Raw genomic sequence first — 19,402 nt, 5'->3', positions numbered from 1 at the left:
GATACGGTTGGCGATCTTGTTGAAGGAGATCGTTGGTCGTGCCGGAGCCTTATCCGTCGAAGCCGGGCATGGTCGCCTGGTAAGCCTCGCTGAGGAACGCGAAGCCGTTCACCTCGTCCAGGCCGTGGCCCTCGCCCTCGCGGAAGGCCCAGCCCCGGCCGTCGCGCATGGGGTCCAGCAGGGCTATCGAGATCACGTTCTCCAGTCCCTTGAGGGCGCGGACAATCGTGCTCCGGTGGCAGAACGGGCCACGGCCTGGCGGCGTAGAGGTGGTAGCGGCCAGGCTCGGTGTCGTTCGCGGTGATTCTGTTCGGGAAGGCCGGTGCCGGTCGGCCAAGCGGCTTGCCGGCCGGTGTCTTCGACGGCCTCGGCACCCCCCGTATGCCCCGTAGGTGTCGAAGTCCACAGGCTGCTGTCCGCGGTGTGCTGATCATGAGGGCTTGTTTCCTCTCAACTCTTTGCCCAGCCCAGTGGAACCACTGGGCTGGGCGGGCACGCGTGGTGGTTCATCCAAAATGTCACTACCGCCGACGACGGTGGGCGCAGGCTCGGTTGGTTGTGGACGATTGCCGGCGGGTGGTCGCAGTGCCGCGGTGGTGGCGGCTTGGACGGCCGGGTGCGGGTCGGCGAGCGAACCGGCGAGGCGGTCGCGTAGCTCGGCGGGTGCCGTTCGGCCCAGGGCGATCGCGGCGTTGGCACGGACCCGTGGTTTGGGGTCGGTTAGGGCCTGGGTCAGTGGCGCGACTGTTTTCGCGAGCGTCGTCGTGTCGGTGATTCCCCCGAGTGCGGCTGCGGCACGGGCTCGGACCAGTTCGTCATCGTCCTGCATCGCGGTGATCAGCGCATGGGCGTCGCTTGGGTCTGCTCGTTGGCCGACGACCCAGATGACGGCGCGACGGACAAGTGGGTTCGGATGCCGGGTCGGCAGATAGGTCCGTGTGCCGGTGTGGGCGAGTGCTTGTCCGGCGAGCTTGCGGGCCTGCCGGTCGGTGGTGGTCAGCAGGGTGTGCACCAGAGTGGGCACGACCGAGGCGTCGGCCAGTCGGACGAGTCCGGTGAGCGCGATTCGGACGTGTCGGCCGTCGCATGCCGACGCCAATCGGCCGACGGCGCGGTGATCGCCGTGTTTGGCGAGCAGGCGGATGGCGCGTTCGCGGACGGTGGGATCGCCGTCGTCGGTTGCGGCGAGGGCGGCGGGGATGACCAGCGGACCACCGACCCGGGCCAGGGCCAGCAGGGCTGCCTCGCGAACGGTGGCGCAGCTGTGGTCGAGCATGGCGCGTATCCCGGGCGTGGCCTGCTGTGATCCGATCTTGCCCAGCGCTTCCAGCACGATTTTCGCCTGCTCGATGTTGGGCTCGCGTAGTGCGTCGATGAGCGCGCTGGTCGCCTCGGCGACGCGCAGATGCCCGAGCACGAACGCGGTCGCGCATCTGCTCGGGGAGTGTGCGCGCAGGAGCTCGATCAGCACTGGTGCGACCCGCAGGTCCCCGGCACGAGCCAGGGTGCGGGCGATGTCGTGGGCGCTGCCATGATCCACATGCCCTAGTGCGTCGGCCAGGATGTCCAGCCGTCTCGGGTGGCTGGACCCGGCGATGCGTTGTGCGGCAGCGCGGCAGACCCAGGCCCATCCGCGTTCGGTCCGGTTCAGCAGCTCGACCAGCTGGTCGAACACGCTGGCCGTGGTCTGGGCGGTGAGGCCCCGGACGGCCGCGGCGACGACACGAGGGTCTGCGTCGGACAGGGCGTTCACCATGATCGGCTGATGGGTGCTGACTGCGGCCAGGGCGCTGACCGCGATAGCGCGCACCGCGTTGCTCGGGTGCGCCGCCATCACTGACAGCCAGTCGAGCTATGCCGGGTCTGGTAGCAGCGTCTGGTCGTGCGCATGCTGGAAGAGCGCTCGGTGCGCTTCGTCATACGCTGCGGACCTGCGTGGTCGTCCGGTCGGTTCGAGGTTGATCAGCTGTGCGACTCGAACGTCACCTAAGGCGACGTCCGAGTCACCCGAACCCTTGTGACCGTCGCTGCGCTGATGCATGACATCCAGTGTGCCGGGGCAGCCACCGAGATGCCCCAGTCAGGCCAGTCGGTTTGTAACAGGCGGCGTCGATCGTGATCGAGGCTGAGAAACACGATTCAGCAGATCTCCAGCACCCATCCCAGCTGTAGGCGTCATATCCGTTCCCATAAGTGGAAACAACTCCGCGTTGCAGACCGATCTGTCGACCTCGCTGAATCCAGTGCCGCGCTGGGCTTGTGCGTCACTCACATCGGTGACATCGCGGACTGTTCTCCTGGGAGTGTTTGCTTGCCGACATTTCCGGAGTGAGATGAGGAGTGCGGAGCAGGTTGATCCGCATGCTGCACGATCGTCCTTTATGGACGATATGACTGCAAGGGTGACGATGCGGCCAGTGCGGCTACCGCATGTAAGGGTCCGGACCGATAGGTGAAAGGGACGTCATGGTGGACAGTCGAGGCAGTGTGTCTAAGCGGTGTGGTTGTCGCGTGGAGGGTCGTCGTCTCGGTAGGAAATGTCCACGTTTGGCTGAGCGTGGTCATGGGTCGTGGTATCTCTCGTTGGAGTTGCCGGCTGGTCGGGATGGGCGGCGGCAGCGGGTGCGCCGCGGTGGGTTTCGTACACGTGCCGCGGCGGAGCGGGCGCGTGACTATTTGCAGGGTGCTGATGCGGATCCTGATTTGACGACGGTGACGGTGGGGCAGTGGCTGGATCTGTGGTTGGAGACTCGCCAGGCGTTGGCGGCGTCGACTCGACGTCTGTATGCCCAGCACGTCCGGGACTACTTGAAGCCGTATCTTGGTGGGGTTCCCTTGCGGGATCTGACTGTGGGCAAGGCACAGGCCATGTTCACGTCGCTGATGCGCGTCTCGACCGCGCGGGGGAGGCCGTTGTCGGCGGCGACGTTGCAGCGGATCCGTGGTGTGCTGCGGGCGGCGCTGAACGGTGCGATTCGGCGTGGGTTGATTGAGCGGAATCCGGCTCGGTGGGTGGAGTTGCCGTCGGGGCGTCGGCCGAAGGCGGTGGTGTGGACCGAGCCTCGGGTCGCGCAGTGGCAGGCTACCGGTGAGCGGCCGCCGGTGGCGGTGTGGACGGTCGCGCAGACGGCGGCGTTCTTGGAAAACATACGTGGTCACGGTTTGTATCCGCTGTATCTGTTGGTGACGTTGCTGGGGTTGCGGCGTGGCGAGGTAGCGGGGTTGCGGTGGTGTGACATTGATCTGGAGGCGCGGGTGCTGATGGTGTCGCATCAGATTCAGGACCACAACGGTAAGACCGTGATCTGTCCACCGAAGACGAGATCGAGTGTGCGTGCCATCGCGCTGGATCATGGACTGGTGACCGTCTTGCGGCGCATGCGAGACGCACAGCAGCGGCGGCGTCTCGCTGAGGAGCCGCCGACGGGTTTCTTGTTTGTCAACAAACGGGGCGACCCGTTGAGCCCCGGTTATTTTACGCACTCGTTCCGGAGGTTGGCGGCCCAGGCTGGACTTCCGCCGATAAGGTTGCACGATCTGCGTCATGGTGCGGCCAGTTTGTCGCTGGCTGCGGGCAATGCCTTGAAGACGGTGCAGAACATGTTGGGGCACGACAGTATCGTGCTCACTGCAGACACTTACACCAGCGTGTTGCCCTGTCTGGACCACAAGGCGGCGGAAGCAACCGCTGATCTTGTCCTGCGCGCGGCGCAGCGGACCGCACGCAAGCTGCGCCGCCGGCCCCGTCAAGGGCGACGCCGGTCCCGCGCCGGAGTCACGCCGACGATCACCCAGCCACGGAGGACCGTGAAGGTGGCGTAGCGGGGCAGGTCGACCAAGGAAAGATCGTCGTCGAGATAGGGGATCGCCAAAACTGAGGGTGCGTCCGACACATCGGTCGGTGAGGTCCGCAGCCGACGCGGCGACTGCGAACAGGGCTTGCCGCGCCCGGTGTCCAAGTTGCCGCTGATCTTCCACGAGGCAGAGGATTGTGGCGCTGTGGGCAGGCCATGGCGGCGAGATCGAGGCCTCAGGGAATGCGAGTTCGTCAACGGGGATGGGTCTCTGAACGCGTTCAGCGAACAGCGGCACAACGTGACGTGCCGCCAGGCGGAACACACTTTGCAGGCCGGGCACCATTTCCATAGCGGCGACCGCGGACTGTGACGGACAACTGCGGCCACCCGCCGGCCTCACCATAGATCAACGGCGACCAGCATGATCCTCACTTACCGGAGGATTGGCTGGTCGCCGCCGACTTTCCCGGGTGCGCCGCCAGGGACTCGAACCCCGAACCCGCTGGTTACAGATCACGATCGCGGTGAGCTGGTCGATGCCGTGCACGATCAGGTTTCCCAGGTTGCGTTTGACGTGGGACCACACGTGCTCGGTTGGGTTGAGGTCCGGGGCGTAGGGCGGGAGCTGGATCACGTGCAGCCAGTCCCGGGCGGCGACCAGTTTGCGCATCGCGTGACTGATGTGCGTGTTGAGATTGTCCCAGATCACCACAATCGGGGCACCGAGCTGCTGGTGTGCGGCGTCCAACAGGGCGGCGTAGTCGGTTTCGGCGAAGCTGCGCCGTTCACCCTTACGACCGCGATGGGTCCGCACGCGGTAGATCAACCGAGGCCGGTGCCCAGGCCGGACACACACCAACCCGGCGATCGACACCCGGCCCGACCCTTTCCCTGACACCGAGATCTGAGGTGTCCGGCCCCGCCGGCCCCAGGTGCGGGCCTTCGGCGGGCGCAGCGTCTGCCCGGCCTCGTCCTCGAAACACAGCCAGGCGTTTTGCTGCGCCGCTACTGTTTTCCCGCCGGCCATGCCTCCCGCCGCCAGGTAGCGATCGCCCGCTCGTCCCGCTCGGTCGCGCGGTGGGCCGGTATCTGTGGCGAGAATCCCATGCGGTGCAACAGATACGACACGCAACGCAGCGTGTAGCGGGTGTGGAACATGCGGGCGATCAGATCGGCGACCCGGGCCAGGGTCCAGCGTTGATCCTCGCCGAACCCATGCGCGGCGGGGCCTTGCTCCAACGCCGCAGCCAGCCGATCCAGTCTCGGCTGGTCCAGCCGGCACGACGACCCACCGGATCCTTGTGACGCCAGGCCAGCTTCACCCTCGGCTCGCCATCGGCGCCGCCAGGTATAGACCGCGTTGGTGGATACCCGCAGTCTGCGGGCGATCTCGGCGACCGGAACGTCCTGAGCGAACCACTGGGCCGCCTGCAATCGAACAGCTTCGCGTGTGGCCCTGCCCCGCTCGGACAGGCCGCCTCCATCCGCGTACCTCATCCATCCCTGCGTAGATCATGAATCGATCAGGATCGGGGAGGACACGCCGAGCAACGGCAAGATCAACCCTGGCCTTTCATGATCTGTAAGAGGCCAATATACATTGTTTTCGCACGTCACGTCCACTGTGGCTGGTTGGTACGTGTCGTTTGGTGTCGTGCTGTGCCAGTCTTCTCGGGCTCTCCTCGGGCTCGCACGTGCCGGGTTCTGTCGGATCGTTCACCTACAGGAGGGTGGTCGTGATGAGCATGGTGACAGCGGCAGCCACGACCACGGAAGGAACCTCAGCAATGATGCCCTCATCGGACGAGTCATCGGCGAGGGACCGTTTGCGCCGATTGAGTTCGGGACAGCTCGCAGCTGTGGCGGTGGTTCTGGGTATGGTGGTCGCCGGTTATGGGTTGGCAGGTTCGTATGTGACGGTGTCGGAATTGGCTGCGCGGCAGGGTGTGCCATTGGCAGACTGGGTGCCAGCTGGTATCGACGGTGGCTTGATCAGTGTGGTGGCGCTCGATTTGGTGCTGGCTTGGATCGGCGCGCCGGTCGGGTGGCTGCGCCAACTGGTTCGTGTCCTGTCGGTCGGCACGGTCGTGGCGAACGCGGCTGGGGGTTGGCCGGACTGGGTTGCCGTTGGGTTGCACTCGGCGGCACCGTTGATGCTGTTGGCCATCGTCGAGGCGGGACGTACGGTACTGCTTCGGCGGATGGGCGGCGTGAACAACACGCTACGCGACTCGATTCCACTGGTTCGGTGGGTGTTGGCGCACCTGGTTGTTGTGGCGGCGAATGGTGTTGTGGCAGCTCACCAGCTATCGCCATGCGGTGGATGCCGAGTTGGAGCTGCGTCGGGCGATAGCTCTACTTCGAGAGCGTTACGGTCGGCGCTGGCGGCGGCAGGCTCCGGCGGATCTGGTGTGGATGCTGCGTACTGGTGTCCACGCGAGCGACGCCTGTGCGCGGGTGCTCGTAGCGGGCCAAACTGAGAGTGCTGTTTCGAGGATGCCATCGGAGTCGGCGATATCGGCGTCTGGCGACCAATCAGATAGCACCGCAGCCCGGCCGACGGTTCATGTACTGCCGGAGTCGCCGTTGCAGATCGAGCGCGACGCGGCGTCCCCGTTGCCGGTGGCGGGAGTTGAGCGGAGGCAGTTTTCTGAGGCAGTACGGCTGAACCGTGAGCATTGGGCGAGGACCGGTCGACCTATCTCTGCGGAGACTCTGCGCAAGCGGTTGCGGCTTGGTGCGGCGAAGTCTCGTGATTGGTGTCGAGCCATCCGCGCCGAAGACCGAGCGGCGGTGTGCGGTGCTGGGGCGTCAGGCAGGTCCGGTCCCGCGGAGCTTGCTCCGGACCTGCGTGGATGACATTTCGGCAAGCACAACCTCTGCAGTTCCTGTCCTTACCGGCGGAACGGTCCGGCCGGTTCCTGGCCAGCCGGATACCCGACGGCACCACCGAACCCGACCAGACCGTCGCCGACCTCGATCAATGGTGCCTGCGGCACCTCGATGAGAACAGCGGCGCACGCCACAAACGCCCGTCACGAGGGCATCGAGGAACGAATGGTGTCAGCCAACTTGCCCGAGCACACCCCGGTGACCGAGATCAACAGTCTCACCCGCACCGCCGCCTACTTCATCCAGCGGGGGACCGAAGCGACGGAGGCCGAGCGGGAAGCCTACGAGACCCGCAAGAAGGCGATGCTGACCACGCTCAGCCGGGACACAGGCTGAGCCGGTGCCGTCACGCGACAGGAACCGTTGCCAGCCTTGGGAATGGCACGAGTGCGGCGGATGAGTCGTCGGTCCTGCGGTCAGCCGGCCGCCGAACGACATCAACCGTTGCTGCACGTTGCGGACGGCAGATGAGACGAGTGGGTGACCGCCTGCGTTTTTGGGCTAACCACAATTTCGGGTCGTCACACGGATTCGGATGTGGCTGGTCCAATGGAGTGTGAAGGAGGCGCTTCGTTGTGTCGGTGACAACAGGTCTGGCAGTCTGGCCTGGCGGTGACGGCTTCGAGCACGTGGGGGGTGCATTGCGCGCGATGGTCGCGGGCGGAGCTGGATTTCTCGGCTCCCACCTATGTGAGCGCTTGCTCGCCGATGGCTACGACGTCGTCTGTGTCGACAACCTGTCGACAGGTCTTGCGGAGAATATCCGCCACGTGCTGGACCAGGATTCGTTCACGTTCCGCAACACCGACGTGGTGCAGCCATTCGACCTGGCGGGCGAGGTCGACCTGGTCGTCTACCTCGCCTCACCTGCGAGCCCCGCAGATCACTTACGCATGCCGATCGAGACGTCGCGGGCGGGGTCGGAGGGTACGCGGACTCTGCTGGAGTTGGCGCTGCACAAGAAGGCCAGGTTCGTGCTGGCCTCGACCAGCGAGGTCTACGGCGATCCGGCGGTCCACCCGCAGCCGGAAAGTTACTGGGGCAACATCAATCCCGTCGGTCCGCGCGCTGTCTATGTCGAGGCGAAACGCTTCAGCGAGGCGCTCGTCACCGCATACCGAAAACATCTGCGGGGTTGACGCGGCGATCGTCCGCATTTTCAACACATTCGGGCCGCGCATGCGGCTGGACGACGGTCGGGTTATTCCGACCTTCGTTAGCCAGGCGCTAAAGGCGCAGCCGATAACCGTTCACGGCGACGGCATGCAAACGCGGTCATTGTGCTATGTGTCCGATCTCGTTGATGGTGTCGTGCGCATGGCTAAATCGGCGCATCCCGGACCGATCAACATCGGAAACCCGCGAGAGACGACGATCATCGAACTGGCAAGGTCGGTCCGGGACCGCTGTGTTTCGGACTCCGACATAGTTCTGGGGCCAGAGAAGGCCGAAGACCCCCGTCGGCGTATGCCGGACATCTCGCTCGCGTCCTCCGTCCTCGGCTGGGAGCCGAAGACCTCGTTTGAGGATGGTCTAGACCTCGCAATCCCGTGGTTCTCCTCGCGAATCGCGGGGACCGCCGCCTGCACCGACGCCGGAGCTCCCGGGGCGGGGCGATGATCGGGCCGGTCTCGATACCGCTCAGTGCTCCTGATCTCTCGGCAGTGGAGAACGAGTACGTGGCTGAGGCGATGCGTCAAGGCTGGATATCCGGCACAGGGCAGTTCGTGGCCGAGTTCGAACGAGCCCTGAACGCGCGGATCAGCCATAAGCACACCGTGGCGGTGGCGAACGGCACTTTGGCCGTCGAACTGGCGTTGCGGGCCCTGCGGATCGGTCCCGGGGACCAGGTGATCGTCCCCGCGCTCACCTTCGCCGCGCCCGCTATGTCGGTCCTGGCGGTCGGAGCCGAAGTCGTCTTGGCGGACGTCTCGCCGACGACGTGGACGCTCGACCCAGCCCCCGCAGCCGGGGCCGTCACCGCTCGGACGAAGGCAATCATCGCAGTCGATCTACTTGGGCACCCCGCCGACTACGACGAACTCGCCGGACTGGGCCTGCCGGTCATCCAGGACGCCGCCTAGGCACATGGGGCCACATACAAGCGGGAGCCGGTGGGCGCGCAAGGAGTTGTGTCGACCTTCAGCTTCCATGCGAACAAGGCGGTCACCACCGGTGAGGGTGGCTCCGCCAGCACCAACGACGCCGAACTCGCCGCGACGATGCGGCTGCTGGTCAACCACGGGATGACTCCCGAGGAGCCCTACGTGCACCGTATCCTTGGGCGGAAGTTCAGGATGACCAATCTGGTGGCGGCCGTCGGAGTCGGGCAGGTTCAGCGGTGGGATGACCTGGTTGCCGCGCGGCTCCGGGTTAGCGAGCGTTACAGGGAGCTCCTTCCCGATGCCTGTTCGGGTCCGGCCTGCGCGCCCTGGGCTCGTCGTTCCTGCTGGCTGCACACAATCCGGGTACCTCGCCGCACTGCGGTCGTCGACAGGCTCCGCGGGGCGGGGATCGACGCTCGGCCGATCTGGCCCGCGCTGGACCGACAGCCGGTGCTCGCCCACGTGTCGGGGAATTTTCCGGTCGCGCACGCGATAGCGGGTGCGGCCATGTGGTTGCCGACATACGGCCAGTTGCGCGACGACAAGATCCAGTACATCGCCGAGCACGTCACTGCCGCCGTCACCGACGTCGGTCCGGGGGAGGCGTTGTCCCATGCCTGACATCAGTGTGATCGTGAGATTCCGCAATGAAGCCAAGTACCTCGACGCCGTGCTCAGGGCGGTCACCGCCCAGCAGTGCGTCTACAGCGTCGAGGTTGTCGCCGCTGACAACGCCTCCACAGACGGTTCCCGTGAGTTGGCGCTCAACTACGCGAACAAGGTCATCGACATTTCCGACTACCGACCGGGTATCGCTCTCAACAGGTCCATCGAGATATGCTCGGGCGCCTTGGTGGTCGTGCTCAGCGCACACGCCGTGCCCGCGAACGCGAACTGGCTCGACGCCCTCGTGCGACACCTCCGGAACTCGGGAGTGCTCGGCGTCTACGGCAGTCAGATCTACCCGTCGACCGCGCGCTTCCTGGACAAGCGCGACCTGGACATCTTCTCGGACGCCCACCCGAGGTCGGAATTCGCTGACTCGGATTTCTGGAACGCGAACTCCGCGTTCCGGCGGACCTCGTGGGAGGCGCGACCTTTCGACGAGACTGTGATCGAGCTGGAGGACCACTACTGGACCAAACAGGCCCTTCCCAGTGCAGGCCGCTGGGTCCGGTTCGAGCCGAGCGCGTCGGTCTACCACTACGGACATGAGGAACGCAATGACCGGACCTTCGTCACACCGAGTTCGGCATCGCCGCTCAAGCTGATAGACCAAGTGATCGCCGACCTACGCGCTCCGGACGCGACCTGGCCCACGGTCATGGCTGCCGGGATGCACCTCGGCAGCCTCGACGACATCCCTGAGGTCGCTGGTGCCATCCCCGTGATCGGCGACACTTTGCTCGAACACGACGACTTCGACGTCCGCTGGCGGATGGCCGCGGCCCTAGGGCGGATCGGGGGTGAGGCCACCGTGCCGTTCGTCATCGCGGGTCTGCGTGATCGGTCGTTTTACCCCAGGGACGAGTGCGCCTGGTCGTTGGGCAGGATCGGCGCGCCTGCGGTCGCGGAGCTGCTGCGAGCGACCACCGGCATGGACGAGCGCACGCTTCCGTTCGCCGGACTGGCCTTGGGAGTATCCGGGCTACCGGACGCCCAAGCCCACGCGATCGACATCTTGGCGAGATGTGTCGGGTTCAACGACAACGAGGTTGTCCGCGACGCCGTCTACTTCCTGGGCGAAGTGGGACATGTCGGTGCTCGTGTCGAGTTGTGGCGGCCCGTCGTCGACCAGCTGTCAGCCGCCGATCACCGGCTGGCCGGGGCGGCAGCCTGGTGCTGCGGAAAGTTCGCTCGACAGGCTGATTCACCCTTGGGCGCGACTGAGCTCGTCGACGTCGCGCGGAGCCATCCATTCGACAGCGTGCGCGCCGAGGCTGTGACCGCGATCGGGCGCTTCGCCCTGCACTCGCGGTCCGAGCGGTGGATCGCCGAGCTGGAGCGGGTCTTGGCCACCGACTGCGCGGGCAACGTCCGGTACTCAGCGATGCAGGCACTGCGGTTGAGTGCCAAACGCGGCTGGAGTGACGCCGGCGCGGCTGCCGCGAGACATCATGCGGACGACGACTTCGGTGTGCTGTTCGAACAGCGTCTCGCGAGTACACCCCGCCCCACCTCTCCCGCACCTAGCCGTCCGTTCCAGGAGGAGTGCCATGCGCGTAGTCGTCACCGGTGGAGCTGGGTTCATCGGGTGCAACCTGGTGGGCGCGTTGCTCCGCGACGACCACGACGTCGTGATCGTCGACTCGCTTAGCCGCTCGGGAAGTCTCGCCAACCTGAACATGCTCCTCGACGACGCTGGGTCGCGGCTGACGTTCGTGTGCGCGGACGTGCGAGACGCCGCCGCAATGACCGCGGTGGTGTACGACCACCAACCGGACGCGGTCGCCCACCTAGCCGGTCAGGTCGCGGTGACGACATCGGTGACCGATCCGGGACTCGACTTCGACATCAACGCACGGGGCACGCTCAACGTACTTGAGGCCGTGCGCACCCAGGCGCCCGCAGCTCGGGTGCTGTTCACCTCGACCAACAAGGTCTACGGAGACCTCGCGCCGCTGACTAAAGCGCGCGTCGAAACCCGGTACCACCTGCCCGACTACCCACGAGGTGTCGACGAGGACTTCCCGACCGACGCGGCGACGCCGTACGGCTGTTCCAAACTGGCGGGTGATCTCTACGTCCGCGACTACGCCCGCACGTTCGGGCTGGCGACGACAGTGTTCCGGATGTCGTGCATATACGGGCAGTGGCAGAACGGCACAGTCGACCAGGGCTGGGTGAGCTGGCTCACGCGCAGGACGCTGGCAAGGGAGCCGATCACTATCTTCGGGGACGGCATGCAAGTCCGAGACCTGCTGCACGTTGATGACCTCGTCGAGGCGATGCTGCCGGTGTTGATCGACGGCCGCGCCGCAGGTGAGGTCTTCAACGTCGGAGGCGGCCCCGACTTCTCGATCTCCGTGTGGCGCGAGTTCGGACCTCTGCTGGCCGAGATCACCGGTCAGGCGGAGCCGGAGGTGGCGTACGAACCGCGTCGGGCTGGGGATCAGGACGTCTATATCAGCGATCTGGGCAGGATCGCATCGGCTCTTTCCTGGCGTCCCAAAATCAGCCCCAAGGACGGCGTGGCCCGGATGGTGGAGTGGCTCCGCGCCCGGCTGTAGCGCCATGCGCGTCACCCGCACTGACCGCCGCCCTCGGCATCCAGCGTCGCCGACTCCAACCGACGGGAGACGAGACACCCATGCAGACCGTCGAGGTGGTGCTCCTGGCGCCCCCGTATTACCCCGGTTCTGTGGCTCGCACAACAGCCGCGTTGCTCCGACATTGACCTTTCTCTCCAAGTTCCTCGACGACGCGGGCATCTCCCACGTCGTCTACAACGCCGACCACACCGGAGCCCAGCGGGCGTGGAGCATGCGTTGGATGTTCGACAACTACCAGTCTTTCGTGGACGGTGTCGACGGCCGGGGAGCCTGTACGGAGAGGTGCTCGAAGTGGTCATGTCCTTCGAGCCCAAGACGGTCGTCATACTCGGCGGGGAACCGCTCATCGCCACCAAGGACTGGGCGAACCCGTTCATCGCGGTCAACTACTCGCGCTTGCTGCGCCGGCTGGGCGTGCGCACGGTCGGCGTCGGCCACTTCTTCACGTTGGACCGGGCACGGTTCGCGGGTGACTTCGACGCCGTGCTGGGCGGCGAACCGACCATAGCGATCGTGGACGCGGTCACGGGTGCGCGGTCGGGCTACATCTCCCCAACGCCCATACCCCTGGACGTCTGTCAACCAACGCCTCAATCACGTCCGCATTCAACAGCGACGACACGTCGGTAACACCATCGCCACCAGCAGGGCGTTTTTTCAGTTCACTCGCAGACACAAACTGATCCTATCCAGCCGACCAATCGGACGACTATTCAGGCTCGCCCTGCCTTACACGAATTAATTTACAGGCCCGATCGCGATCGGCACTCCGGCTGCCTCGACCTGCTCTTTCAGGGTCGTGAGCCCGCGATTGGTATCCAACCAGCTCAGATGCAAGCCGAGCGGGGCTATGGCGTCCTCGCCCAGACTCCGCACGCGGGTCAGGATGCTTTCTAGCCCGGCTGTGTCGCCTTCGGCGACGTACCCGGCGTCGGGCATCACGGCAGCGAGTTTGAGGCGACGCTGCCGGCTGATCCAGTTGTTGTCGAAGGGTTCGCACGCGAACTTGCGCCGTCTGCCCGCGTACCAGCTCTACGCCTAGCCGAGCTCGGCTGCATCTTGTCCGCCGAGGCCGCAAGCTTCCCCACGTCCGCTTATATTCTGGGGTGCCGTACCTATTCGGACACCTCGCTATACTTCCCTTGGAAATCCTGCTCGTAATCGAATCGGTTAGCAAACATACGAGCCAGACCTGCAGGCCAACGATTTGCGTTCGGTGACTCGCCGACGGTGGACAGCCTGATCGCGTTTTGCCAGAAGCTCTGACATCTGTGAAGCAGCTTTCGTTAGAACCGATGTGCGTTCGTGCCCCTGGGCAAGCTCCGCTCTGAAGATCCTGGCCGCGGCCCGCCCGCAAATCAGCGGCGGCCCCTCCAGTTGACGCAGTACCAGCAAGATCTTTAGGCCCGAGCCGGACAACCCAACAGTAACCCCACTTGATCAAACCTCGACAGAAAGGCCAAGGTCAAAGGGGGTAGTTGAGCCTGCAGCGGAGTGCGCGCCGCTGTAACGAACAGCGGGTCAACCGGCAAACTCAGATGCGCTTACCTTCTCGTCCCCCTCTGCAAGGCTTATACTGGTCGACTCCAGTCAAAGGATCTTCGAGGGGTCGAGGCTATGGACGACGCTGTGGCGGGCTTGGCCGATGCAATAGATGCGCTCCGACTAGAACTGTATGAGGCGTACGCGCGGGGAGACGGGCAAGGCATTGGGTTTCGCGTTAACCCCATTGAACTGACACTTCAGGTTGTTGTGACAAAGATTGGGGGCGGAAAAATTGGCTGGGGGGTGCTCCAGGCGGGCGCAAGACTTGAATCTGCTACGACTCAGACCTTGAAGCTACAACTGCAGCCGATACAACAAAACTTCAGAGAAGATCCGGTAGATTTAATTGTCGCCGACCAGGCTCAAAATGAACCGCAGCTTGATTCAGCGACCCAGGCGCAGGACCGGGACTAAGCTGGTAGCAAAGGTAGGGTGATAGCCTAAGCTTTTGTGACAATGTCAGCTATAGGAATGTCGGTCGCCGCTCCGATTCCTGTGAATCGTGTTGTCGCGGTGACATCTAGGCTAGAAGATGGAACGTATATTTTCGGTTCGGGGTACCTGGTTGGTGGCCGTCTGGTGCTCACCGCAGCGCATTGCATTTACCGCCAAAACCGATCTGGATCATCAACCCGAGAAATATCTATACGAAGACTAAGCGACGGCGCTCGTGTGTCTGCAACCATTGCCGTTCACGATACTCATCCCGCGATTTCGCAACGGCTTGACATTGCACTCCTAGAGCTAGATAAAGGGGGCATCTCAGAGGTGTCGCCAGTACCGTTTGCCAACGTGGACCGGAGATACGCTACTATACTTTCACCTTGTGATGCCATTGGCTATCCATCGTGGCAGACAGATCCGCGAAACCATGTTCGAAACGTCGCTCACATACGTGGGCGCATACGTACAACGGATGATTTCGGAGCCATCCCTCCACGTTTAGTAATGCTGGATCCGCAGCTAGAGACAGTGCGGGTCGACGACGGAATCGGGGAGGTGAATGATTCGTCCCTGTGGCGGGGAATATCAGGTGCTTTGGTTTTCCATCGCGGCTTTGCAATTGGTGTTGTGGTAGAACACAACCTTAGGCAAGGGAATGCCTCACTCATTGTTCGCCCTGTGGACACCATAGCCGCTAGCAAGGAACAAGGAGCTCAAACGATCACGCACCTGCTACAGCTCGCCGACGCGCCCGATCTCTCCGCCGAATGGGAGGATGAATTCAGACAACTAGGCCTACACGTGTGGACACCTGACGACTTCTCAATTGGGTTATCAGCGCGTGGTGATACAGAGCTAGCGAGCATACGACTCGGAGAAGTTGTCAATGTAAACACGTTGCGACAAGGGCGCTTGCAGGGTCTTCAGACAGAATTCATCACCTTGGGAAAGACATTCGACAGGTGGCTTGATGCGAAACAGCAGAAGGAAAGCCCGGATAGGCTTCTCGTGTTTTGGCTCGTTGGCGAGCCCGGGGCTCATCGAAGCAAAGCACTTCTAGCATGTCTTGCCAGGGCACGCGCCCGAACTGTGTATGACGCCGGACGAAATCTCGAATTGGTTGGGAAAGTGTTCTGGCAATGTCAGTCTAGGCCCAGCTATCATAAGTCTCCACTGGTCGCTGTTGATCTCAGATCGAAAGAGTCAAGTAGGCCGTGGCATGACATTTGGAATGTCCTTACGCAGACCCGTCTTCGGCCTTTCTCGGACCAGTGCGAGTATCCACGGCTTCTAGTCGCGGGAACGCCAGCGCAGGCGCAAGACGCTTACGAGGAATTGTCGACTATATCAGAAATCAGGACGTTCGATACGCATGGCCGGGATCACCAACGCCCCTACAGCTATGAGGGCACGCTTGCGATGGCGAGTAAGAGCCTCTCCCAAGAAAATGTCTTTAATCGTGGGCTTCCGATGACGACAAAAAGTCTCGTTGGACGCGACGAACAACTTGCTAACCTGAGGCAAGCGTGGGGCTCGAAGCACACTCGCATTGTACCCGTAGTTGCATACGGAGGGACCGGAAAGTCTGCGTTGGTGAATACATTCCTCGAGGAAATGCGCGATGCGGACTATCGTGGCGCCACGAAGGTTCTAGCGTGGTCATTTTATAGCCAAGGTACTCGAGAAAACCTTGTTTCCGCTGACCCATTTGTCAACTTCGCACTTAGCTGGCTAGGTGATGAATCGTCCTACATTAGAAGTCCGACTGAGAAGGGGATTCGACTGGCGTCGCTTGTTAAACGTCATAAGACGTTACTTATCCTTGATGGACTGGAGCCTCTGCAACATCCGATTAACTCGCCACATGTGGGTGGGCAGCTGACGGACGATTCAATGCGCGCCATGCTCCAGCAGCTTGCCAGGCCAGATTGGATGGGTCTCTGCGTCGTGACAACTCGCGTCCCGTTAACCGATCTCCGTCGGTTTGAATACGACCGAGGCGGCCAGAAACCGACAGTCACTGAAGTTAAGTTGGAAAACCTAGACGATGAGGCTGGGGCAGCACTGCTTAGGAGTTTGCTTCGCAAACCGAGGGCGTCTTTCGCGCAATTGCAACCAGCAGTTCGTCAGGTTGACGGCCATGCTCTTGCCATCACACTATTGGGTAACTATCTGCGCGAAGTCCATGATGGTGATATTACAGGCCGTTTTGATTTGAGGCAACTTACAATTGACGCACATGAAGGCGGCCATGCGCGGCGGGTCATGGATTCGTATGTCACCTGGCTCGAACGAGGAGACCGACGTGATGATCTGGCGTTGCTGCACATAGTGGGACTCTTTGATCGTCCGGCAACGCCGGACGCGATGGCAGCGGTCTTGGCTACTGCAACGCTCAATTCAGGCACAAGCTTGCTTGGCGTCGGGAGCGATGAGTGGAACCGTTCGGTTGCCGCTCTTAGGGGGATGGGGCTTCTTAACGGCCCTATTCCTGATTGGCCGGGTACGCTTGACGCGCATCCACTCGTGAGGGAACATTTTCGCGATCAGTTGCAGAAGTCGGGGAATCGTGCGTGGAATAAGGGAAACACAGCTTTATATCACTACTATCGAAATCAGGCGCCGTACCAGCCATCGAACTCTCAAGACATGAATTCACTGTATGCGGCCGTCACCCACGGATGCGCCGCTGGATTACACCAAGATGTCTTTGATTCGGTTCTCGAGCCACGGATATGGAGAGGGCGAAGGACCAGTTTCTCAACAAGGCGACTTGGAATGACCGGGTCGGACCTGGTGGCTTTGTCCAACTACTTTCGAGACCGGCATTGGAACGAAATTCAGGACCGACGGCTCGGAGCGCGATCACGAGTGCTGGTCTTGACTAATGCTGGTGTGCGCCTTCGGCAGTTGGGTCGACTACTTGATGCACGCGATTGTTTTGGAGCAGTGGTTCGGGAAATTAGTTCTACAGACGCTGGACAGGAGGAGCTTGAAGACGCAGCCTATGCGGCTGCACAGCGCTGTGAACTCCTGGTAATTGCAGGTAAACTTGTAGCGGCTAACGATGAAGACGATTCGGCGATGACCGCGGGACGAGCGGCAATTGAATATTCATCGCGAGGCGCTGATCCTTACTTCAGAATGCATTCCAGAGGTGCACTGGCTGAGGTGCACTTCATGCTTGGCAACGTCAGTCAGACGCATACACTCTTTGAAGAGGCGCGGTTAATCGCCGACGCGCGTCCGTCATTTCTTTATTCTCAGGGTTTGTACAGATATGGTTATTACTTGATTGAGACCGGTCATGCTAGCGAGCTTTTGGCTGAAGAGGCAACTGACGCGAATTGGGGAACGAATGGCGAGGATTCCTCGCTTTTGTCTAGTGCTATTAAACTCCTTGTCGTTGGAGCAGGCCGCCGCTCGCTCGTTGAGGGCAGTGTCGCGACTCCCGCTTTAATTGCGGATGCCAACGCCATCCTGGATGACTCCATTATCCAACTGCAGGCGGCAGGTTACTCGGATTATCTCGTGCGAGGCTTGCTTGAGAGGGCCCACTTCTATCGTGTACGGCGCAGATCAGACGATTACGGAAGAGCTTTACAAGATCTTGACAATGCTACTTTCGAGGCTGAGAGAGGACAGATGGATTTGCTGTACACGGACATCCTCTTGCAACGTACAGCCTGTCATCTAGCGTTTTGGCAAACGATGACTGGGTCTGAAAGGGAGTCCGTTAGACCTGGTATCACCAGAGGCCTCGCTGAGGCCGTCAGTCTCGTGAGGAAAATAGAGTACGGGCGACGACGGCGTATGGTTCAAGCTCTTCAACTGGAGGTGGAACTGAAGGAACTGTAGTAGGTCAGGCCAGCGACACAGAGTCTATCGAGTGATTTGCGGGCATTTGAAGACGTCCTATATGTAGCGCTGTATTCCTGCACTAGCATCCTCTCGATGCGAGCGGGCTTTTGCGCAAATATCACGGAGGGAAAAGATGCGCGAGTATATGAATGCCGGCGATGCGTGGTTGTCGGACGAAGAGTATCAGTTCGTATCGTCTCGAGTGCCGATATTGTGTGTTGACCTGCTTCCGATTGTGGACGGTGGCCAGAAGTTTGGACTCATTCTAAGGGACATACCTGGTGGCCGTCGCGGGCTAAATCTGATTGGAGGTCGTGTGTTAATCGATGAACATCTGCACGAGGCTCTCGAGCGCCATGTCCAAGCCACTCTTGGTGAGAATGCCGAGTTGAGGGAAGAGACCTTGGTGCTCGTGGGTGTTTACCAGTACTTCAGGGAATTGACAAGGGGGGCGCTTCATGACCCTCGGAAGAACGCTGTCTCTATAACATATGCTGGTGAAGTTTGTGGTACGATCATTCCTCAAGGAGAGGCTTATGGATTCCAAACGTTTGAAATTGATTCACCGCCGCCTGGCCAGGACTTTGGATTCGGACAAGGTTCGGTAGTATATGATGCACTGAAACTGTTCCGATCATCTCCATTGTGCATGGGCTCGCGTCGCTGAACGTGATGGATGACAAGTCGCTGGAAGGCGGCATTTGGTCTGGGATCTTCTTAGGAGTGGATGTGCTTGTATTTTGTGATAACGAAGGCTGTATAGTCGAGGGTAAAGGAGCACCTTTTGATCTTCCAGCGATGATGGAGCTTGCAAAGATGATCAAGGCGTCTTCATTGGAGTTTTCGATTTGCACTGGGCGCCCGGTCCCATATATAGAAGCGATCACGCAGATGCTGCACCTGTTGGACTCAAAGACAGAGTTTGTTTGCGAGGCAGGCGCAGTCCTCTATGACCCGCAAACAGATCATTACGAAGTTCTGTCAGATCGAGTGGACGTCACAACTATCCGATCCCTATTGCCTCCGGCTGGATATCGTGAGGAACTTGGGAAGATTGCCAGTTACAGCGTCTATCCCGAGTCGCCATACACGGTAGAGCGGCTCTATGAATTGTTGATCTCAGCGGGTCTGTCTGGAGTAAATCTAACCCGCTCCGTCGCCGCCGTGGACATTACCGCCGCCGGAGTCGATAAGGCGTTTGGGATAGAGGTGATCCTTGAGCGCAGGGGGATGGACTGGACTGGCGTGCTCGCAATCGGCGACTCTTGGAACGATCTACCTATGCTGCGATTGGCCGGGCGCTCGGCCTGCCCGGCGAACGCTACCTGGGAAGTAAAGGCGGTCGTCGATTACGTATCGCCGTATCCCGCTACGGCGGGAGTAGTCGATATCCTTCGATGGGCCGGAGCCGCCTAGTGGCTCAACACGCAACGTTGACCGTGTAATTGATCTTCTTGGAGGGCTCCGCCAGGCTGGTCCCACTCAG

General features: G+C 61.8%; 17 protein-coding genes and 2 pseudogenes. 14 read left to right on the top strand and 5 right to left on the bottom strand.

Annotation, left to right across the window (positions count from 1 at the left end; all coding sequences use genetic code 11):
• Positions 1–49: 49 nt before the first annotated feature.
• Both EV192_RS55205 and EV192_RS51015 read right to left on the bottom strand, forming a co-directional pair.
• Complete coding sequence (locus EV192_RS55205) at positions 50–196, bottom strand: hypothetical protein (RefSeq protein WP_207926947.1); 147 nt, start codon at positions 194–196, stop codon at positions 50–52.
• 234 nt (positions 197–430) lie between these two features.
• Entirely contained in the window at positions 431–1,834 is a 1,404-nt protein-coding gene (locus EV192_RS51015) for a HEAT repeat domain-containing protein (RefSeq protein WP_132126066.1), read from the bottom strand.
• Between the two features lie 878 nt (positions 1,835–2,712).
• Between EV192_RS51015 and EV192_RS51010 the strand changes: the two genes are divergently transcribed.
• Positions 2,713–3,822 (top strand): tyrosine-type recombinase/integrase, encoded by a 1,110-nt coding sequence (locus EV192_RS51010; RefSeq protein ID WP_243727619.1) that lies wholly within the window; start codon positions 2,713–2,715, stop codon positions 3,820–3,822.
• Positions 3,823–4,203: 381 nt separating this feature from the next.
• On the opposite strand, the gene EV192_RS51005 is transcribed toward EV192_RS51010, so the two are convergent.
• The gene (locus tag EV192_RS51005) at positions 4,204–4,824 is read right to left on the bottom strand and encodes a transposase (protein ID WP_132126064.1); all 621 of its coding nucleotides are present in this window, start codon (positions 4,822–4,824) and stop codon (positions 4,204–4,206) included.
• Positions 4,803–5,294, bottom strand: coding sequence for a winged helix-turn-helix domain-containing protein (locus EV192_RS51000; RefSeq protein WP_132126063.1), 492 nt, complete (start codon positions 5,292–5,294; stop codon positions 4,803–4,805). The genes EV192_RS51005 and EV192_RS51000 overlap by 22 nt, the downstream gene beginning before the upstream one ends.
• Before the next feature lie 242 nt (positions 5,295–5,536).
• Here EV192_RS51000 and EV192_RS50995 point away from each other — a divergent pair, with 242 nt between their 5' ends.
• The 8 genes and pseudogenes from EV192_RS50995 (at position 5,537) to EV192_RS50965 (ending at position 12,696) form a co-directional block, all read left to right on the top strand.
• A complete protein-coding gene (locus tag EV192_RS50995; RefSeq protein WP_132126062.1) occupies positions 5,537–6,277 on the top strand; it encodes a DUF2637 domain-containing protein in 741 nt (246 codons plus the stop codon).
• Between the two features lie 580 nt (positions 6,278–6,857).
• On the top strand, positions 6,858–7,025 hold the full coding sequence (locus tag EV192_RS54470) for a hypothetical protein (RefSeq protein WP_165961028.1): 168 nt from the start codon (positions 6,858–6,860) through the stop codon (positions 7,023–7,025).
• Between the two features lie 239 nt (positions 7,026–7,264).
• Positions 7,265–7,828 carry an NAD-dependent epimerase/dehydratase family protein gene (locus EV192_RS57250; RefSeq protein WP_341771006.1) on the top strand — a complete coding sequence of 188 codons (564 nt, stop codon included), beginning with the start codon at positions 7,265–7,267 and terminating at the stop codon, positions 7,826–7,828.
• A complete protein-coding gene (locus tag EV192_RS57245) occupies positions 7,764–8,309 on the top strand; it encodes an NAD-dependent epimerase/dehydratase family protein (protein WP_341771005.1) in 546 nt (181 codons plus the stop codon). Before EV192_RS57250 ends, EV192_RS57245 begins: the two co-directional genes overlap by 65 nt.
• Positions 8,306–9,415 (top strand): annotated as a pseudogene (locus tag EV192_RS56595) (DegT/DnrJ/EryC1/StrS family aminotransferase). Before EV192_RS57245 ends, EV192_RS56595 begins: the two are co-directional and overlap by 4 nt.
• Complete coding sequence (locus EV192_RS50975) at positions 9,408–11,111, top strand: HEAT repeat domain-containing protein (RefSeq protein WP_132126059.1); 1,704 nt, start codon at positions 9,408–9,410, stop codon at positions 11,109–11,111. Before EV192_RS56595 ends, EV192_RS50975 begins: the two are co-directional and overlap by 8 nt.
• Entirely contained in the window at positions 11,059–12,024 is a 966-nt protein-coding gene (locus EV192_RS50970) for an NAD-dependent epimerase/dehydratase family protein (RefSeq protein WP_207926945.1), read from the top strand. Before EV192_RS50975 ends, EV192_RS50970 begins: the two co-directional genes overlap by 53 nt.
• Before the next feature lie 339 nt (positions 12,025–12,363).
• On the top strand, positions 12,364–12,696 hold the full coding sequence (locus tag EV192_RS50965) for a hypothetical protein (protein WP_132126057.1): 333 nt from the start codon (positions 12,364–12,366) through the stop codon (positions 12,694–12,696).
• Between the two features lie 108 nt (positions 12,697–12,804).
• Here the strand turns inward: EV192_RS50965 and EV192_RS50960 are convergent, their stop codons facing one another.
• Positions 12,805–13,008 carry a hypothetical protein gene (locus EV192_RS50960; RefSeq protein ID WP_132126056.1) on the bottom strand — a complete coding sequence of 68 codons (204 nt, stop codon included), beginning with the start codon at positions 13,006–13,008 and terminating at the stop codon, positions 12,805–12,807.
• Between the two features lie 675 nt (positions 13,009–13,683).
• Here EV192_RS50960 and EV192_RS50955 point away from each other — a divergent pair.
• The 5 genes and pseudogenes from EV192_RS50955 to EV192_RS50940 all read left to right on the top strand — a co-directional run bounded on the left by EV192_RS50955 (position 13,684) and on the right by EV192_RS50940 (position 19,332).
• The gene (locus EV192_RS50955) at positions 13,684–14,025 is read left to right on the top strand and encodes a trypco2 family protein (protein ID WP_132126055.1); all 342 of its coding nucleotides are present in this window, start codon (positions 13,684–13,686) and stop codon (positions 14,023–14,025) included.
• A 42-nt stretch (positions 14,026–14,067) separates the two neighbouring features.
• A pseudogene (locus EV192_RS57625) lies at positions 14,068–14,649 on the top strand (trypsin-like serine peptidase); the annotation flags it as partial.
• Positions 14,650–15,648: 999 nt separating this feature from the next.
• Entirely contained in the window at positions 15,649–17,913 is a 2,265-nt protein-coding gene (locus EV192_RS56590; protein ID WP_243727609.1) for an ATP-binding protein, read from the top strand.
• Between the two features lie 136 nt (positions 17,914–18,049).
• Positions 18,050–18,583 (top strand): DUF4916 domain-containing protein, encoded by a 534-nt coding sequence (locus EV192_RS50945; protein WP_132126053.1) that lies wholly within the window; start codon positions 18,050–18,052, stop codon positions 18,581–18,583.
• A gap of 5 nt (positions 18,584–18,588) precedes the next feature.
• A complete protein-coding gene (locus EV192_RS50940; RefSeq protein WP_132126052.1) occupies positions 18,589–19,332 on the top strand; it encodes an HAD family hydrolase in 744 nt (247 codons plus the stop codon).
• Positions 19,333–19,402 lie beyond the last annotated feature (70 nt).

The organism is Actinocrispum wychmicini, from assembly GCF_004345645.1.
Classification (GTDB): domain Bacteria; phylum Actinomycetota; class Actinomycetes; order Mycobacteriales; family Pseudonocardiaceae; genus Kibdelosporangium; species Kibdelosporangium wychmicini.
This window is presented reverse-complemented; position numbering and strand designations above follow the sequence as displayed.

Coding starts and splice junctions, on each gene's coding strand:
- EV192_RS51015 (WP_132126066.1), bottom strand. CDS start 1,834: ATGGCGGCGCACCCGAGCAACGCGGTGCGCGCTATCGCGGTCAGCGCC.
- EV192_RS51005 (WP_132126064.1), bottom strand. CDS start 4,824: ATGGCCGGCGGGAAAACAGTAGCGGCGCAGCAAAACGCCTGGCTGTGT.
- EV192_RS51000 (WP_132126063.1), bottom strand. CDS start 5,294: ATGAGGTACGCGGATGGAGGCGGCCTGTCCGAGCGGGGCAGGGCCACA.
- EV192_RS50995 (WP_132126062.1), top strand. CDS start 5,537: ATGAGCATGGTGACAGCGGCAGCCACGACCACGGAAGGAACCTCAGCA.
- EV192_RS57245 (WP_341771005.1), top strand. CDS start 7,764: ATGTCGAGGCGAAACGCTTCAGCGAGGCGCTCGTCACCGCATACCGAA.
- EV192_RS50975 (WP_132126059.1), top strand. CDS start 9,408: ATGCCTGACATCAGTGTGATCGTGAGATTCCGCAATGAAGCCAAGTAC.
- EV192_RS50965 (WP_132126057.1), top strand. CDS start 12,364: ATGTCCTTCGAGCCCAAGACGGTCGTCATACTCGGCGGGGAACCGCTC.
- EV192_RS50955 (WP_132126055.1), top strand. CDS start 13,684: ATGGACGACGCTGTGGCGGGCTTGGCCGATGCAATAGATGCGCTCCGA.
- EV192_RS50945 (WP_132126053.1), top strand. CDS start 18,050: ATGCGCGAGTATATGAATGCCGGCGATGCGTGGTTGTCGGACGAAGAG.
- EV192_RS50940 (WP_132126052.1), top strand. CDS start 18,589: ATGGATGACAAGTCGCTGGAAGGCGGCATTTGGTCTGGGATCTTCTTA.